This window comes from Thalassospira sp., assembly GCF_040218635.1.
Lineage (GTDB): Bacteria > Pseudomonadota > Alphaproteobacteria > Rhodospirillales > Thalassospiraceae > Thalassospira.
The window spans coordinates 128,838-145,292 of sequence record NZ_JAVJRB010000010.1; the positions used below are offsets into that span (position 1 = coordinate 128,838).

Here is a 16,455-nt window from a genome sequence, read left to right on the forward strand (position 1 = left end):
TTCGATCTCTTTTTTCAATCAATATCAGGTTCAGGCAGCGTCAAACGGCTCAAGGCCGGACAACCGCATTCTTGGTTCAATTTTTGGCACCGTGCGCGGTTTGGACGCAGCCACCGCATCGGCAATTGCCTTGATATGCGGCGGGGTCGTGCCACAGCACCCGCCCAGCAGGTTGATCATGCCGCTATTCGCCCATTCCTTGACCAACTCGGCCATTTCCGCATCCGTCTGGTCGTACTCGCCAAATTCGTTCGGAAGACCGGCATTGGGATAAACCGAAACCCGGCATTCCGCAATCCGCGAGAGTTCCAGTACATAAGGACGCAGTTGAGCTGCACCAAGGGCACAGTTCAAACCGATTGAAAACGGCTTGGCATGGCGGACCGAATTATAGAACGCCTCGGTCGTCTGCCCCGACAGGGTTCGACCCGACGCATCAGTGATTGTTCCGGAAATCATGACCGGAACATCTTCGCCGCGTTCTTCGAGAACTTCATCAATCGCAAACAGGGCGGCCTTGGCATTGAGCGTATCGAAAATGGTTTCCACCAGAAGCGTATCCGCCCCTCCATCCAGCAGGCCGTTTACTGCTTCCTTATAAGCTTCGCGCAACTGATCGAAACTGATCGCCCGGAAGCCGGGATTATTGACATCCGGCGACATCGACGCGGTCCGGTTGGTCGGGCCGATTGCACCATTCACAAAGCGCACATCACCGGGATGGGATGCTTCCCACTCATCACAGGCTGCGCGCGCAATCTTGGCACTTTCGAAATTAATTTCGTAGGCCAGATGCTCCATCGCATAGTCGGCCTGCGCAATCGTGGTTGCGCTGAATGTGTTGGTGCCGTTCAGATCAGCACCCGCGGCAATATATTGCAGATGGATGTCTTTGATGATGTCCGGGCGGGTCAGCGACAAAAGATCGTTATTGCCTTTGATGTCCTGTTTCCAGTCCGCAAACCGTTCACCGCGATAGTCTTCTTCGGTCAGGGTGTGCTTCTGGATCATGGTGCCCATGGCGCCATCAAGGATCAATATCTTGTCTTCGGCCCGTTTGCGCAACAGGGCAATGCGTTCCTTGCGGTCATTCATCATTTTCATCCAGTCATTTACTCATGCGTCACAGTTACGGGGCAATTCGGAAATCAGGCCGCAGCCTGATCCGCTCCACGAATGCCCAGTGCATGACAGATGGCATAGGTCAGTTCAGCACGGTTCAAGGTATAGAAATGGAAGTCGCTAACGCCTTCCTTCATCAAACCTTCAACTTGTGAAATTGCTTCGTGGAATGCAACCATTCGGCGCGTTTCCGGGTCTTCGTCAAGATCTTCAAAACGCCAATGCAGACGCTTGGGCACAGAAGCACCACACATATCGGCAAATTTCAACAGCGAACCAAAGTTGGTTACCGGTAAAATGCCCGGAACGATCGGGGCCGTAATCCCCGCCGCATCACATTTGTCGCGGAAACGAAGATACGTTTCATTGTCAAAGAAGAACTGGGTAATCGCACGGTTTGCGCCCGCATCGATCTTGCGTTTGAGGTAATCGATCTCAAAATCGGCATTTGGCGAATCCGGATGCATTTCAGGATAGGCCGAAACCGAAATATCAAAATCGGCAATTTCCTTAAGCCCGGCAACAAGATCAACCGCATAAGGATACCCCCCCGGTGTCGGGACATAGGTATCACCGGCATCGGGCAAATCACCGCGCAGTGCAACAATGGAACGAATGCCTTCGTTCCAGTAATTGCGTGCAATCTGTTCGATTTCTTCTTTGGTGTGGCCAACGCAAGTCAGATGGGCAGCCGCCGCAATTCCGGTTTCACCCTGAATGCGGGTCACACTGCTATGTGTCCTGTCGCGTGTCGTGCCACCTGCCCCATAGGTAACAGAGACAAATGACGGGTTCAGTGGCGCAAGCCGATGGATTGAGCGCCACATGGTTTCTTCCATCTTCTCCGTTTTCGGGGGGAAGAATTCGAATGAAACCCGTAGATCGTTGCGTGCTGCCGTATTTTCTTGAACCATCATTTCAATCCTGTCTTATCGTTCCCTTGGATCGGGCCTTTATTATTTCGGTGAACCCGCAGATTACTCTGCGGCCTTTTCGGAATTTTTCAGTGGTGTGTTTGTTGCCGTTTCTGCGATGGCGCGTGCGCCCCAAATTCTGACGGTCAGCGGTTTGCCGGGCAGGCTTATGACATTGTCAGGGGTAAGTTCACATGCGCGAAACCACGTAGAAATTGCCGAATCATCAAATCCCAAACGCCGGTGCGCATGTTCTTCGCGCAGCTCATCACGGTCATGCGGGGCGAAATCAACAATGACCAACCTGCCGTCGGGGGCAAGAACACGGGCAGCCTCGGCAATGGCGGCATCCGGCTTTTCAGCAAAATGCAGCACCTGATGCAAGGTCACGACATCAAACATGCCGCCCGGATAAGGCAATTGATACATATCGGCCTGCCGTACCAGACAGTTTGACAGATCAGCGCGTTGTAACCTTGCACGTGCAACCGCCAACATCTCGCGCGACATATCGACGCCAACACCTTCTTCGGCCGTACGGCCAAGCATTTCAAGAATGCGGCCAGTGCCCGTGCCGACATCAAGGATGCGACCACCGCTCAGATTACCGACAGCTTCAAGAAGGGCTTGTTCAACCACCGCCTCGTCAACATGCAGGGATCTAATCTGATCCCAATCTTCGGCATTAGCGCGGAAATATTCGGTCGCAATGCGTTCTCGCTGTGCTTTGACCTGCTCCAACCGCGCATGATCAAGCGACAGGGTCTCATCGTCTTTGGGCAGCAAATCAAGAACCGGCTGCACAAGATCCGCCCCCGGACCAGAATGTGGCGTGCGATAGAACACCCACGTTCCTTCGCGAAAACGCACGAGCAATCCGGCCTCACACAGAAGTTTTAAATGTCGGGATACGCGCGGTTGGCTTTGACCAATGATCTGGGTGATCTCGCTGACTGTTAGCTCACATTCAGCACAAATTGCCAGCAAGCGAAGCCTTGTTGCTTCGGCCGCAGCGCGCAATCTTGCCAGAACCTGTTCCATATCAAAGCCTCCCGCTTACGGAAACAAGATATAAAGATATGTTTATATTTAATCAAGAATTATATTCCTACCCAAAGGGGGTGTAGCAGAAAAGTCACATGGAAAAACTGCTTGATCCCTTTCAACTTTTTGTATGCTGGTGTTTAAATTCCCCCTATGCTACCCACATGGATATTCGAGACGTATACGATACGTGGTCGCGCTTCTTGAGCAGGAAGCTGATCGGTAACGTTTTTTTGGTGTTCCGCACGAAAGAACGTCTTGGGTCTGGGAAGTTTATGTATCGAACATCGGTTGGCTAAAAATAATGAAGTTTCGAGCTCTTCTTTCGCTTTGTGCTGTTGGTTCGCTGTCTTTGTTGACGGCTTGCGCCTCGACTGAACCCGCACAGGACATGAGCGATTACGACCCGATCGAACCAGTGAACCGCGTTGTTCACGGTGTAAATGGCGCAGTTGACTTTATGCTGCTATATCCAGCAGCAATGTGGTATCGCGACATTGCCCCGGAACCTGTGAAAACCTCGGTTTCCAGCTTCGTGCGCAACCTGAATGAACCGTTGAATTCACTCAACGCGTTCCTGCAAGGTGACCCGGATCAGGGTGCGGCGTCGCTTCAGCGTTTCATTATGAACTCGACGCTTGGCCTCCTTGGACTTAACGATGTGGCTGCTGATTTTGGCATTCCGTATCGCCGCGAAGATTTCGGCCAGACCCTTGCCCATTACGGCATTGGTGCTGGTCCTTATATCGTGCTACCGCTGCTTGGCCCGTCCAACCTGCGTGACACCACCGGGATTGCCGTAGATTACGTTGCCAACCCGTTGACCTGGGGCTCTGAAAACAGCGACACGGTCAATGCCCTTTACTGGGGTGGACTGGGCGCAACCGCGCTGCATTCCCGTTACAGCACGATTAATCAGCTAAACGAACTGCAGCAATCATCCCTTGATTACTATGCAGCTCTGCGCAGCCTGTATCGTCAGCAGCGCAATACCATGATCCGCAATGGTGCACCTGCACCGTTGGCCAATGTTGAAGATGAAAGCGCCTCATTTGACTTCGACGATGCCGTTGAAGCCGCCAGCGAATAAGAGCGAAACATGATCAAAAGCAAGATCACCCTTTCCGCTGCTGCAGCCATTGTTGCTGTTTCCACAGCGTGGGCAGGTGCGTCAAACGCTTCGACGGTTTCGCCTATTGCGGTGACTGAAGTTGCCGCAAGTCAGACTGCGACCAGTGTGATTGAATCCATGGCCAATCAGGCAATGGCCGAACTCACCGATCAGACACTTGCCGATGACGTGCGTCGCAAAAACTTTGTCGCACTGATGGATCGCTACTTTGCGATGGATGTTGTCTCGCGCTTTGTTCTGGGTCGTTACTGGCGCTCAATCTCCAACGAAGAAATTGAAGAGTTCTCCAAACTTCTGCAGAACTATCTGGCATTGAACTATGCCAATCAGTTCAAGGAATTTAATGGCGAGCAATTCGTCGTTGGCAACGAAACACAGAACAACAAAGACACCTTCGTCAATTCTCAATTCGTGCGCCCTGATGGCCCACCGGTCAATATTGTCTGGCGCATGCGTATGTTTGACGACAGCTTCAAGATCATTGATGTTTCCATCGAAGGTCTGAGCATGGGCATTACCCAGCGCGACGAATTCACATCTGTCATTCAGCAAAATAATGATGATGTCGGCGCACTTACTGCTGCGCTGAAAGCAAAAACCGGCCTTTGATCTTTCTGATTGACCGCCAAAGAAACAAAGCCACCGCCTTCGGGTTGGTGGCTTTTTCTTTGGCCTGATTTCGCCAAGAAGCGCTCAAACAAAAAGGCCACCCGAAGGTGGCCTTTCGTAGATCAATCCAACTCTGCCCCGATTAACGGGTGAGCGGCTTGTATTTAATGCGGTGTGGGCGGCTGGCCTCGTCACCATAGCGGCGTTTATAATCCGCTTCATATTCCTGATAGTTGCCTTCGAACCATTCGACATGCGAATTGCCTTCATAGGCCAGAATATGGGTGGCGATTCGGTCAAGGAAGAAGCGGTCGTGCGAGATAACCACAGCACAACCTGCAAATTCCAGAAGACCTTCTTCAAGCGCACGAAGCGTATCAACGTCAAGATCGTTGGTCGGCTCATCGAGCAGCAGGACGTTCGAGCCGGACTTCAACATCTTGGCAAGATGAACACGGTTCCGTTCACCACCTGAAAGCTGGCCGACTTTTTTCTGCTGATCGCTGCCTTTGAACGCAAACTGCGATACATAGGCACGTGAACTCATCGGGCGTTTCGCCAAAAGGATCTCGTCAAGACCATCGGAGACTTCCTGCCAGACCGTCTTGTTCGGATCAAGCGAGTCACGCGACTGATCGACATAGCCCATTTTGACCGTCTCACCGATTTTCAGGGTACCGGCATCGGGCTTGTCATTCCCGGTCAGCATCTGGAACAGGGTGGTTTTACCCGCACCGTTCGGACCAATGACACCAACGATGCCGCCCGGCGGCAAACGGAAATGCAGATCATCAAACAGAAGTTTGTCACCGAATGCCTTGGTCAGGCCTTCTGCGGTGATAACTTCGGTGCCAAGGCGTTCGGCAATCGGAATAACGATCTTGGTCGAATCCGGGACAGCCTTGGCTGCTTCGGCGACGAGATCATCATAGGCACGAACACGGGCCTTGGATTTTGCCTGACGGCCTTTCGGGTTTTGACGAATCCAGTCAAGTTCGGTCGCCAGCTGTTTCTGACGGCTGCCTTCCTGACGGGCTTCCTGAGCAAGACGTTTCTGTTTCTGCTCCAGCCAGGACGAATAGTTGCCTTCGTACGGGATGCCCTGACCACGGTCGAGTTCAAGAATCCAGCCGGTGACATTATCAAGGAAGTAACGATCGTGCGTAACCAGAACGACAGTTCCCTGATAGTCTTCAAGGTGACGTTCAAGCCACGCAACAGATTCCGCATCAAGGTGGTTGGTAGGTTCGTCAAGCAGCAGAATGTCAGGTTTATCCAACAGCAAACGGCAAAGTGCAACACGACGGCGCTCACCACCTGAAAGCTTGGTAACGTCTGCGTCTTTTGGCGGGCAGCGCAATGCGTCCATGGCGATATCAAGCGTACGCTCAAGATCCCAGCCATTGGCCGCATCGATGCGTTCCTGAAGTTCACCCTGCTCGGCAAGGAGATCATTCATCTCGTCATCTGTCATCGGCTCGCCGAATGACATGCTGATTTCGTTGAAGCGTGCCAGATCATCAACAATCTGACCGCACCCTTCCATCACGTTGCCAAGAACATCCTTGTCCTTGTTCAGCTGTGGTTCCTGTTCAAGGTAACCAACACGCACACCTTCGGCCGGCCATGCTTCACCGGCATAATCTTTTTCGATGCCCGCCATGATCTTGAGCAGGGTCGATTTACCTGCACCGTTGTTCCCCAGAACACCGATCTTGACGCCCGGCAGGAAAGACAACGTGATGCCTTTGAACAGTTCGCGACCGCCCGGAAGGATCTTGGTCAGGTCCTTCATGACGTAAATATACTGGTAGGATGCCATTAAATTCCCCATCCAAAATGTCGTTGGGTCCGACCCTGTTGGTTCGGAACACTACGGCATGCTATGCGCACATGCCTGAAATACTGTGCCCGTTTGTAACCGACCGGCTTCTTCTTAACAACTTCAAACCGCACATGGCGCCATGCAAGTCGATCAGATGTCCTCGCCACGTCAAAACAAGCTCTCCCCGCTCTCAAATCAGGGGCACAAACCGATCCAGAATCGCGATCAAGTCGCTGTCATCGCTTTGCCTTGAGACATCTGTTGGCCGAATGAATTCGCCTTCAAAGAGGTAAAAATGTCGAAATCGCCTTTGAAAATGAACTTTTAGCGTTTTAATGACATTATTAATTCAACTAAAAATACCGCACTGCACACCATCAAAAACTGGCTGAAACCTTCACCTATTTGAAGCCTGTGATCGCCTGCAATGCAGCGTAACGCACTGTTCTATACGACTAATGATTAGCTTCTGAGAAATCGCGAAAACTGGTATCGACCTTAGGAGGCAAGAGGTGCGTCAAGACACCTTTGTTGCCTTCTCGTATATGCGCCGACGGATAACATCACAACAAAACGTCGGCAGGGGAAGTTGTCATTTCTAGGAAGGAGACGCGTAATGGATGAACAAAGCGCAGCCTACTGGAAGAGAAACGTGAAACTGGTCGCAACCCTTATGGTGATCTGGTTCGTCGTTTCCTACGGTTTCGGCATCTTGTTTGTCGACGCCCTTAACAGTATCGAAATCGCGGGCTTCCAGCTTGGTTTCTGGTTTGCTCAACAGGGGTCCATCTACGTCTTTGTCGCATTGATTTTTGTCTATGTGTCGAAGATGAACAAACTGGACCGCGAGTTCAACGTTCACGAAGAAGACGATTGACGCTGGATCTGGGGAGACAGACAAGATGGATCTTACTACCCTTACTTACATTGCTGTCGGCTTGAGTTTTGCGCTGTATATCGGCATCGCGATCTGGGCCAAGGCAAGCACCACCGGCGAATTCTATGTCGCAGGCAAAGGTGTTAACCCGGTCGTCAACGGCATGGCGACTGCTGCAGACTGGATGTCTGCTGCTTCATTCATTTCCATGGCTGGCTTGATTGCTTTCCTTGGCTATGGCGGCTCGGTCTACCTGATGGGGTGGACTGGCGGCTACTGCCTGTTGGCCATGCTTCTTGCACCATATCTTCGTAAGTACGGCAAGTTCACCGTGCCCGAATTTATCGGCGATCGCTATTATTCCAGAACAGCCCGTATCGTTGCTGTTGTCTGCCTGATCTTTATCTCGTTCACCTATGTGGCAGGTCAGATGCGCGGCGTTGGTATCGTGTTCTCGCGCTTCCTTGAAGTCGAAATTCTTACCGGCCTGATCGTCGGTATGGGCATCGTCTTCATCTATGCCGTTCTTGGCGGCATGAAGGGCATTACCTATACCCAGGTTGCACAATATTGCGTGCTTATCGTTGCCTATACCATTCCGGCAATCTTCATTGCCTTCCAGCTTACCGGCAATCCTTTGCCGCAGCTGGCATTCGGCTCTACCGTGAATGGCACTGGCGAGTTTATGCTGGAACGCCTCAACAACGTGGTCACGGAACTCGGCTTCCTTGAATACACCACCACCAACAAGTCAACGATTGACATCTTTGCAATCACACTTGCCCTGATGGTTGGTACAGCCGGTCTTCCGCACGTTATCGTTCGCTTCTTCACCGTGCCAAGAGTGCGTGACGCACGTTCTTCGGCTGGTTGGGCACTGGTCTTCATCGCGCTGCTTTACACCACTGCTCCTGCAGTTGGTGCAATGGCTCGCCTGAACCTGACCGAAACCATCCAGACCGGTGAAGTCGGTGCCGAAGATGGCAACTTGCTCTTTGAAGAACGTCCAGACTGGATGAAGCGCTGGGAAGCAACCGGCCTTCTGAAATTCGAAGACAAAAACGGCGATGGCCGTATCCAGTACTATAACGATGCAAACGCAGAATTCGCGACCAAAGCAGCAGAATATGGCTGGGCTGGTAACGAACTCTCGGTTGACCGTGACATCATGGTTCTGGCCAACCCGGAAATCGCACAGCTTCCGAACTGGGTCATCGCACTGGTTGCAGCAGGTGGTATTGCTGCAGCTCTGTCGACGGCAGCAGGCCTGTTGCTTGTGATTTCATCGAGTGTGTCCCATGACCTTCTCAAAGGGACATTCACACCAGACATGACAGAAGGCCAGGAACTGATGGCCGGTCGTGTCGCAGCTGCTGTTGCGATCCTGATTGCCGGTTATCTGGGATACAACCCGCCAGGATTTGTGGCGCAAGTTGTGGCCTTTGCCTTTGGCCTTGCGGCATCCTCGCTGTTCCCGGTTATCATCATGGGGATCTTCTCCAAGAAGATTAACCGCGAAGGCGCGGTTGCGGGCATGCTTGTCGGCCTGATCTTTACCATGGGCTACATCATGGCCTTCAAAGGGATCTTTATCCCGGTTCTGATCGAAAACGTCGAAGCCAACTGGCTGTTCGGCATTTCGCCAGAAGGCATTGGTGTTGTTGGTATGGCTCTGAACTTCATCGTAGCTTTCGCAGTGTCGAGAGTAACCGCTGAACCGCCAGAGCATATCCAGCATATGGTCGAAGAAATCCGCGTACCGAAAGGTGCCAGCGGTGCGATTGACCACTAATCGGTCAATCGGTTTGCCTAAATCTGTTGCAAGCCCCCGGATCATTGATCCGGGGGCTTTTCTTTTGGCCCGTCATCAGGCAACAATGGCGTAAGGGTCAGAACATAGCGCATTAATCGGTCCTGACCTTAAGGGAGGAAAATGGGTATGAGCATAGAACTCGAAGAAATTGCCGAATTTCTAAAACAACACCATCCATTTGCCCTGCTCCCCGATGACGTGATTGATGCCCTGCCCAAACGCCTGACAGCACGGTATTTCCGGGCCGGCACCAAGGTTCTGTCACCCGAAGAACAATGCCTGCATCTTTACATCATCCGAACAGGTGGTACCGAAACCCGTGACCCGAATGGTCAGTTGCTTGCGCGGTTGTCCGAGGGGGAATGTTTTGGTGTGCGCGCGATGTATCGCAACGGCAAGGCTGCCAACAACATCACCACCCTTGAAGACAGCTTATGTTACCTGCTGCCGGAAAAGGATTTCCATGACTTGGCGGGGAAATACCCGCAATTCAATTACTTCTTCGCACAAATCGGCGGTGATCGCCTGCGCAGCGGGATGCAATTGATTGAAAGCCGCGATGACGACCAGTTAAAACTGATGAGCATCAGGGTCGCTGATCTGATTGCACGTGATCTGGTCAGCATTGATAAATCCGCAACCATCCTTGAAGCGGGCCAATTAATGAGCAAGGAACGGGTTTCCTGCCTGCTCATTACCGAAGGCAGCGATAATATTGCCGGTATCATGACCGACCGTGATTTACGTAACCGCGTTGTCGCCCAGGCACGCAGCTATGACGAACCGGTCACTGCGATCATGACCGCCAAACCGATTTCCATTCATCCCGATGATTATGCCTTTGATGCACTTTTGACCATGACGCGTCACAATGTGCGCCACCTTCCTGTGATGAAGGACGGCAAGGCTGTTGGTATGATCACGACCAATAATTTACTCGCCCGCCAGTCCCTGTCAGCGGTCTATATGGCAGGCCGGATCGGCAAATTGACCGACCCCGACGATATGGCAAAGGTCATTGATCAGGTCCCCGAACTTCTCAGCCATTTGATTGAAGCCGGGGCCACGTCGCAAAATGCCGGGCATATCGTAACCACCCTTTCCGATGCCGCAACGGTCAGGTTGCTTCAGCTTGCCGAAGAAAAACTTGGTCCCCCGCCCGTGCCCTATGTCTGGATGGCCGGTGGGTCACAAGGACGACAGGAACAAACAGCATTGTCGGATCAAGATAACTGTTTGATCCTTGATGATGGTTATGATCCCGAAACACACAGTGCCTATTTCAAGGAACTGGCAGACTATGTTTGTGATGGGTTGCATCGGGTTGGATATGTCTATTGCCCCGGCGACATGATGGCAAAAACCGATCAATGGCGCCAACCGGCAAAAGTCTGGCAAAACTATTTCAACAAATGGATTGAACAGCCTGAACCCAAATCCCTGATGCTGTGTTCGGTCTGGTTCGATCTGCGCCCGATCCACGGCACCAAAACCCTGTTTGAAGACCTGCACCGCATGATCGTTTCAAAGGCCAAGGATAACCGGATTTTTCAGGCCTATATGGTGGGCAATGCGCTTACCCATCATGTGCCGCTGGGCTTCTTTAAAAACTTCGTCATGATCCGCGGCGGCGAACATGACAGCACCCTTGATCTCAAACATAACGGGGTGGTGCCGATTGTTGATCTGGCCCGTATTCATGCACTTGCCAATGGCGTCGATGCGGTCAACACGTTTGAACGCCTGCATGCGGTTAAATCCTTTCCATCGATCAGTACCCAAGGTGCTTCTGATCTTTTGGATGCCTTTGAATTTGTCAGCATCACGCGTCTGAAACATCAGGTCCGCCAAATCCGGCGTGGCGATGCACCTGATAACTTCCTGCATCCTGAAAGCTTGTCCGCGTTTGAACGCAGCCACTTAAAGGATGCATTTTCTGTGATCAAGACCTTGCAAAGCGCTCTTGAAAACGCCTTTGGCAAAAGCGGGACCTAAGCACAATGGGACTGCGTCAAAAAATCATCGATAGTCCGCTATATCGGGACTTCATCCAACGCAAGGCAACCCGTGCTTTGCGAACCTATTATGATGTTCCTCCTGCCGATCCATCACGCTCGGTCATGGAAACCGAGTTTATTGCGCTTGATCTCGAAACCACCGGCCTTGACCCAAAACGCGACGAGATTGTCAGTCTGGGCTGGGTCATCATCCGCCAGCTTGGCGTCGATTTTTCCAGTTGCGAGCATATTCTGGTTCGCCCGACACAGGAACTCAGTGAAAGTTCGGTGGTTGTTCACCGCATTTTTGACAGTGACGTTGTCAATGCACCAGATATTGCCACCGCCCTTGAACATTTACTGCCCCAGATGGCCGGTCGGGTTTTGATATCCCATCACGCCCCGATCGAGCTTGGCTTTCTCGGACAGGCTTGCAAGCAGTGCTTTGGCGCACCTTTGCAAATTCCAACAGTCGATACCCTTATTCTTGCTCTGCGCGATATCCGTCGCACGGGACATCCGATGAAGCCCGGAGCCCTTAAACTCGACAATTTGCGGCGCAATCACAATCTTCCGCCGTTTCGCGCCCATAACGCATTGTCTGATGCTATTGCGGCCTCCGGGCTGTTTCTGGCCCAAATCGCCAAACGTGATCCGAAAGGCGCACTTGAGCTTAACCGGATACTGCGCTAATCCGTTTATAGGGTGGAAAAAGCCCAACCAAATATAACAAACAACCGGGGGCTGCGGCCGAATGTATGTCTTTATCTTCACGACAGTTGTTGTCGGATTTGCATCGGCTGGTGTGGTCTTGTTGCTGTTCCGCCTTTGGGGCCGAAAAGCACCGAAATATATTGTTCCGTTTGTCGCTGCGATTGCGATGTTTTTCTATATGATCTGGGATGAATATAGCTGGTTTGAACGCTATCAAACCCGCCTTCCCGCGACCATTGATGTCGTCCAGACATTTGCCGACGAAAACCCGTTTGCGCCTTGGACATTGATTTCAGCACCGATAAACCGCTTTACGGCAATTGACCGGGATAAATTGGTCATCAACCCGGAAAATGCAGATCAAAAGCGTGTCACCACCCTGCTTTTGAAAAAGGGTGGTGAAACATTGGCCCTGACCCATCTGGTTGATTGTGCGCAAGGCCGACGCGGTTACATCACGCCTGAGACAAAACTGGATGGCAACGGCTTTCCATCCGCGATGGACCAGTGGTTTGACATGGGGGCAGACGATCCGCTTCGGGCTGCGGTCTGCTCATAGGCAACACATTGTTTAACATTCGCGCAAAACCCGCCAATGGCGGGCTTTGTTGAAAGTACGAGCATCCTCTTTGCTTGGGCCTGTTTTCGGGTATAGTACATTTGCCTCATCTAATTGTTTTATCAAAGGTAAGAGACCCGGATGCTCCGTCTGCTGCGCAAAGTCACCTTGAATACTGTCATCGCGCTCACAGCATTTGGTAACCTTACCAACCCGGCCTTTGCCAAAGACATCACCGTTTTTGCCGCCGCCAGTCTGACCGATGCAATCCAGACCGCCGCCGCCGCCTATGAAGAGGCAACAGGCGATCATGTGCGCCTGTCTCTTGCCAGTTCTTCGACACTTGCACGACAGATCGCGGCTGGCGCGCCTGCAGACATCTATATTTCCGCCAATCAGAAATGGATGACCTGGCTTGAAGACCAAAACCTGATCCGGTTGGGCAGTCGCCATAATCTGTTGGCGAACAGTTTGGTTCTTATTGCCCCGGCAGACAGTCCGATTGAACCGTTCGAAATCACCGCGACAACGGAATTGACCAGCCTGATCTCTGCGCGTGATCGCATTGCCGTTGGCGATCCCGATCACGTTCCTGCCGGGATTTACGCCAAACAGGCGCTCACATCCATGGGTCAATGGGACGTCGTTGATCCGCGTTTGGCACGTGCCGATAATGTCCGTGCGGCCTTGGCCCTTGTTGAACGTGGGGAAGCCCCGCTTGGCATTGTGTACCGAACAGACGCCAAAATTTCCAAAGCGGTCAAGATTATTGGGACGTTCCCCAAAGACAGCCATCCTGCCATTACCTATCCTGTTGCCCTTGTTGGCGATCAGAAATCACATGCAGCGGGGAAGTTACTGTTGTGGCTTTTGGGGGATGACGCAGGAAATATTTTTACCGACTATGGCTTTGAGCCCATTGCATTCACTCAGGCAGGTACATCCGTGAAATGATCAGTTTAACACCCGCAGAAATCGACGCACTTCTTCTAAGCCTGCGCATCTCGGGTGTTGCGGTTGGATGTGCCCTGCCCTTTGCCATCATTGTCGCAACGGCCCTTGCCCTTGGTCGGTTCCCCGGTCGGTTCATTCTGGATGCCATTGTCCATCTGCCGCTGATCCTGCCACCGGTTGTGATGGGTTATTTGCTTTTGATCGGCTTTGGCACCCGTGCGCCCCTTGGCGCATGGCTTTATGAAACCTTTGATATCCGCTTGGTGTTTAGCTGGACCGGGGCTGCCGTCGCATCGGCAATTGTCAGTTTCCCGTTTCAGGTCCGCGCCATCCGACTAAGTTTGGAAACCGTCAATCCCGGACTGTATCAAGCAGCAGAAACATTGGGCGCAGGCAAGATTGACCGGTTCTTTTCGCTGACCCTTCCATTTGCATTGCCGGGTATTATCGCCGGTGCGATCACGGCCTTTGCCGCAAGCCTTGGCGAATTTGGCGCAATCATTACATTCGTATCAAACGTGCCGGGCGAAACACGCACCCTGCCACTTGCGATTTATACCGCCATCCAGACACCCGGTGGTGAATTGGCGGCAGCCCGTCTTGCGGCCTTGTCCATCGGACTGGCCTTTGCCGGATTGCTTCTGTCTGAAATTGCCATGCGCCACATCCGCAAGAGGGCCACGTCATGAGTATCGGCGTCAATATCCACCACAAGATCAAGAAATTCACCCTTGATGCGGAATTCCATATTCAGGATCCGGGCATCACCGCCCTGTTTGGCCCATCGGGCAGTGGGAAGACGACGCTGATCAACATTATCGCCGGACTGGAAAACCCGACGCGCGGGCATATTCAGATCAAAGATCACGTTATTTTTGAACATAACCGCCGCATCAATTTACCCATCCGCAAGCGCCGCGTTGGATATGTGTTTCAGGATGCGCGCCTGTTCCCTCACAAATCCGTGCGCGACAACCTGTATTTTGGTGCCCGGCGCAATAGCCACAAATTGGCGCGCGACGAACAAGACGCCATCATAGAAATGCTGGGCCTGGCCCCCTTGCTCGATCGTCGTCCCAACAAACTTTCGGGCGGTGAAAAACAACGTGTTGCCCTTGGCCGTGCACTTCTGGCCAACCCGGATATTTTGTTACTTGATGAACCGCTTTCGGCCCTTGATCACGCACGGAAGGAAGAAATCCTGCCGTATTTTGAATGGCTGCGCGATCATAGAAAGTTACCCATCCTGTATGTCACCCATTCGATTGACGAAGTTGCGCGCCTTGCTGACAACATGGTGGTGATTGACAACGGCAAGACACTTGCCAGCGGATCGGTTTTTGAAATGCTGGGCCGAAGCGACCTGCCGCCACTGGCCGGGCAGTTTGACGCCGGAACCGTTTTGGCCGCCCGCATCGCCAGCCGCGACCCCAAGGGTGAAGTCAGCTTCCTTGACTGCGCAGGACAACGTATTGTCGTGCCTTATCTTGGCCACCGGGCGAACAAAGATGTCCGCCTGCATATCCGGGCCCGTGATGTCATGATTTCCCGCACCCCGCCAAACGACATCAGTGCGAATAACATCATCCCGGTGACCATCGCGAAAATAAGCTCTGAACAGGGTGACACACTTGATGTCAGCCTGTGCTTTGGTCATGACGCGGACGCATCCTTCCTTGCCGAAACAAGCGGACGCCCAACACTCCATGCCCGCATCACCCGTTGGTCGGGATCACGCTTGAAACTTGGTCTTCATCAAAAGGTTTATGCCGTGATTAAATCCGTCACCGTCAGCGGCCCACGGCGAGAACTGTAAAACAAAGGGTCCTGAATTCCCTAGACAATCGGCGTGATCAACTCACCCCGATCATCCCAGGCATTAAGGTTATCAACAACAAGCTGGCCCATGGCATCACGGGTTTCAACTGTGCCACTGGCCGCATGTGGATACAAAATGACATTGTCCAACCCTGCAAAAGCAGGATCGATTTTGGGTTCATTGTAAAAAACGTCAAACCCAGCCCCTGCAATCACCTTGCGCTGAAGGGCGGCGATCAATGCAGGTTCATCAACAACAGACCCGCGTGCAACATTGATCAAAAACCCGTTTGATCCCAGCGCGGATAGAACCTGTGCATCAATGATGCCCTTGGTCGCATCTCCGCCCGGACAGGACAGCATCAGGATATCTGCCCAATCGGCAAGTTCTGTCAGGTTTTCAAAAAACGTGTAATCCACCGCTTTGCGGCTGCGCCCGAAATAGCCAATCTCGACCCCGCTTGGCGCGGCACGCAATGCAATCTCCTGACCGATCCGACCTAATCCGACAATGCCAAACTTCTTGCCCCGCACAGACCGGGTCATGGCCATCGGACCATTTTCAACCCATTTACCACTGCGTGCCCAGTCATCCCCGCGGACCAATTGACGCAATGTTGCATGCATCAACATAATCGCCGTATCGGCAACATCATCGGTCAGAACGTCCGGGGTGGTGGAAACACGAATACCGCGCGCCTGACAGGCATCAAGATCAATCAGATCATAGCCAACGCCGAAACTTGTAATGACTTCAAGGTTTGGCAAACGATCCATCACCTCAACAGGCAGACCAAACCGTGCGGATGTCACCACAGCTGTAATCTTGTTGCCCATTTCATCGAAAAACGCCGATTTATCTTCGATCTGATCAAGTCGGTGTAAATCATAACGTTCCGCCATCATTGCTGTATGCGCCGGACGAACATCAATAATTGCAAGAACGGATCTGGTCATGGGGCGTCTTTCTTTGGGACAAAGGGATGTCAGATTAACCAAGCCAGACTTGTAAAACAAGTTGATAAAATTAATTACAAGATGCCGAAGAAAACACCCCGACACTGCTTTCGCAGATGT

General features: G+C 52.3%; 15 protein-coding genes. 10 read left to right on the forward strand and 5 right to left on the reverse strand.

Annotated elements, in window-relative coordinates; all coding sequences use genetic code 11:
* Positions 1 to 30: 30 nt before the first annotated feature.
* From RIC05_RS11080 to RIC05_RS11090, 3 genes are read right to left on the reverse strand one after another with little or no spacing between them, the layout of a single operon-like run.
* The gene (locus tag RIC05_RS11080; protein ID WP_350047266.1) at positions 31 to 1,095 is read right to left on the reverse strand and encodes a homocysteine S-methyltransferase family protein; all 1,065 of its coding nucleotides are present in this window, start codon (positions 1,093 to 1,095) and stop codon (positions 31 to 33) included.
* 53 nt (positions 1,096 to 1,148) lie between these two features.
* Positions 1,149 to 2,039, reverse strand: coding sequence for a methylenetetrahydrofolate reductase (metF, locus tag RIC05_RS11085; RefSeq protein ID WP_350047265.1), 891 nt, complete (start codon positions 2,037 to 2,039; stop codon positions 1,149 to 1,151).
* Between the two features lie 60 nt (positions 2,040 to 2,099).
* Complete coding sequence (locus RIC05_RS11090; RefSeq protein WP_350047264.1) at positions 2,100 to 3,077, reverse strand: ArsR/SmtB family transcription factor; 978 nt, start codon at positions 3,075 to 3,077, stop codon at positions 2,100 to 2,102.
* A 307-nt stretch (positions 3,078 to 3,384) separates the two neighbouring features.
* Here RIC05_RS11090 and RIC05_RS11095 point away from each other — a divergent pair, with 307 nt between their 5' ends.
* Positions 3,385 to 4,170 carry an MlaA family lipoprotein gene (locus RIC05_RS11095; protein WP_350042965.1) on the forward strand — a complete coding sequence of 262 codons (786 nt, stop codon included), beginning with the start codon at positions 3,385 to 3,387 and terminating at the stop codon, positions 4,168 to 4,170.
* Between the two features lie 9 nt (positions 4,171 to 4,179).
* Positions 4,180 to 4,821, forward strand: a complete 642-nt coding sequence (locus tag RIC05_RS11100) for an MlaC/ttg2D family ABC transporter substrate-binding protein (RefSeq protein ID WP_350047263.1) — start codon at positions 4,180 to 4,182, stop codon at positions 4,819 to 4,821.
* Positions 4,822 to 4,963: 142 nt separating this feature from the next.
* Here RIC05_RS11100 and ettA read toward each other — a convergent pair whose 3' ends face one another.
* Positions 4,964 to 6,643 (reverse strand): energy-dependent translational throttle protein EttA, encoded by a 1,680-nt coding sequence (ettA, locus tag RIC05_RS11105; protein WP_350042967.1) that lies wholly within the window; start codon positions 6,641 to 6,643, stop codon positions 4,964 to 4,966.
* 619 nt (positions 6,644 to 7,262) lie between these two features.
* Here ettA and RIC05_RS11110 point away from each other — a divergent pair.
* The 8 genes from RIC05_RS11110 to modC all read left to right on the forward strand — a co-directional run bounded on the left by RIC05_RS11110 (position 7,263) and on the right by modC (position 15,376).
* Positions 7,263 to 7,523 carry a DUF4212 domain-containing protein gene (locus tag RIC05_RS11110; RefSeq protein WP_350047262.1) on the forward strand — a complete coding sequence of 87 codons (261 nt, stop codon included), beginning with the start codon at positions 7,263 to 7,265 and terminating at the stop codon, positions 7,521 to 7,523.
* 25 nt (positions 7,524 to 7,548) lie between these two features.
* Entirely contained in the window at positions 7,549 to 9,315 is a 1,767-nt protein-coding gene (locus RIC05_RS11115) for a sodium:solute symporter family protein (RefSeq protein ID WP_350047261.1), read from the forward strand.
* A gap of 147 nt (positions 9,316 to 9,462) precedes the next feature.
* Complete coding sequence (locus RIC05_RS11120) at positions 9,463 to 11,331, forward strand: DUF294 nucleotidyltransferase-like domain-containing protein (protein ID WP_350047260.1); 1,869 nt, start codon at positions 9,463 to 9,465, stop codon at positions 11,329 to 11,331.
* Between the two features lie 5 nt (positions 11,332 to 11,336).
* Positions 11,337 to 12,026 carry an exonuclease domain-containing protein gene (locus RIC05_RS11125; protein WP_350042971.1) on the forward strand — a complete coding sequence of 230 codons (690 nt, stop codon included), beginning with the start codon at positions 11,337 to 11,339 and terminating at the stop codon, positions 12,024 to 12,026.
* A 61-nt stretch (positions 12,027 to 12,087) separates the two neighbouring features.
* Entirely contained in the window at positions 12,088 to 12,606 is a 519-nt protein-coding gene (locus RIC05_RS11130; RefSeq protein WP_350042972.1) for a hypothetical protein, read from the forward strand.
* A 141-nt stretch (positions 12,607 to 12,747) separates the two neighbouring features.
* Positions 12,748 to 13,560, forward strand: a complete 813-nt coding sequence (modA, locus tag RIC05_RS11135) for a molybdate ABC transporter substrate-binding protein (RefSeq protein WP_350047259.1) — start codon at positions 12,748 to 12,750, stop codon at positions 13,558 to 13,560.
* Positions 13,557 to 14,249, forward strand: coding sequence for a molybdate ABC transporter permease subunit (gene modB / locus RIC05_RS11140; protein ID WP_350047258.1), 693 nt, complete (start codon positions 13,557 to 13,559; stop codon positions 14,247 to 14,249). Before modA ends, modB begins: the two co-directional genes overlap by 4 nt.
* A complete protein-coding gene (modC, locus tag RIC05_RS11145) occupies positions 14,246 to 15,376 on the forward strand; it encodes a molybdenum ABC transporter ATP-binding protein (protein WP_350047257.1) in 1,131 nt (376 codons plus the stop codon). Before modB ends, modC begins: the two co-directional genes overlap by 4 nt.
* Positions 15,377 to 15,396: 20 nt before the next feature.
* Here modC and RIC05_RS11150 read toward each other — a convergent pair whose 3' ends face one another.
* The gene (locus RIC05_RS11150) at positions 15,397 to 16,335 is read right to left on the reverse strand and encodes a 2-hydroxyacid dehydrogenase (protein WP_350047256.1); all 939 of its coding nucleotides are present in this window, start codon (positions 16,333 to 16,335) and stop codon (positions 15,397 to 15,399) included.
* Positions 16,336 to 16,455: the final 120 nt, after the last annotated feature.

What these genes read in the sequence shown, in the direction of transcription:
- RIC05_RS11120 (WP_350047260.1), top strand. Translation starts at nt 9,463, where the DNA reads ATGAGCATAGAACTCGAAGAAATTGCCGAATTTCTAAAACAACACCAT.
- RIC05_RS11150 (WP_350047256.1), bottom strand. Translation starts at nt 16,335, where the DNA reads ATGACCAGATCCGTTCTTGCAATTATTGATGTTCGTCCGGCGCATACA.
- RIC05_RS11080 (WP_350047266.1), bottom strand. Translation starts at nt 1,095, where the DNA reads ATGAATGACCGCAAGGAACGCATTGCCCTGTTGCGCAAACGGGCCGAA.
- metF (WP_350047265.1), bottom strand. Translation starts at nt 2,039, where the DNA reads ATGATGGTTCAAGAAAATACGGCAGCACGCAACGATCTACGGGTTTCA.
- modC (WP_350047257.1), top strand. Translation starts at nt 14,246, where the DNA reads ATGAGTATCGGCGTCAATATCCACCACAAGATCAAGAAATTCACCCTT.
- RIC05_RS11115 (WP_350047261.1), top strand. Translation starts at nt 7,549, where the DNA reads ATGGATCTTACTACCCTTACTTACATTGCTGTCGGCTTGAGTTTTGCG.
- RIC05_RS11100 (WP_350047263.1), top strand. Translation starts at nt 4,180, where the DNA reads ATGATCAAAAGCAAGATCACCCTTTCCGCTGCTGCAGCCATTGTTGCT.
- RIC05_RS11090 (WP_350047264.1), bottom strand. Translation starts at nt 3,077, where the DNA reads ATGGAACAGGTTCTGGCAAGATTGCGCGCTGCGGCCGAAGCAACAAGG.
- RIC05_RS11095 (WP_350042965.1), top strand. Translation starts at nt 3,385, where the DNA reads ATGAAGTTTCGAGCTCTTCTTTCGCTTTGTGCTGTTGGTTCGCTGTCT.
- ettA (WP_350042967.1), bottom strand. Translation starts at nt 6,643, where the DNA reads ATGGCATCCTACCAGTATATTTACGTCATGAAGGACCTGACCAAGATC.
- RIC05_RS11130 (WP_350042972.1), top strand. Translation starts at nt 12,088, where the DNA reads ATGTATGTCTTTATCTTCACGACAGTTGTTGTCGGATTTGCATCGGCT.
- RIC05_RS11110 (WP_350047262.1), top strand. Translation starts at nt 7,263, where the DNA reads ATGGATGAACAAAGCGCAGCCTACTGGAAGAGAAACGTGAAACTGGTC.
- RIC05_RS11125 (WP_350042971.1), top strand. Translation starts at nt 11,337, where the DNA reads ATGGGACTGCGTCAAAAAATCATCGATAGTCCGCTATATCGGGACTTC.
- modA (WP_350047259.1), top strand. Translation starts at nt 12,748, where the DNA reads ATGCTCCGTCTGCTGCGCAAAGTCACCTTGAATACTGTCATCGCGCTC.
- modB (WP_350047258.1), top strand. Translation starts at nt 13,557, where the DNA reads ATGATCAGTTTAACACCCGCAGAAATCGACGCACTTCTTCTAAGCCTG.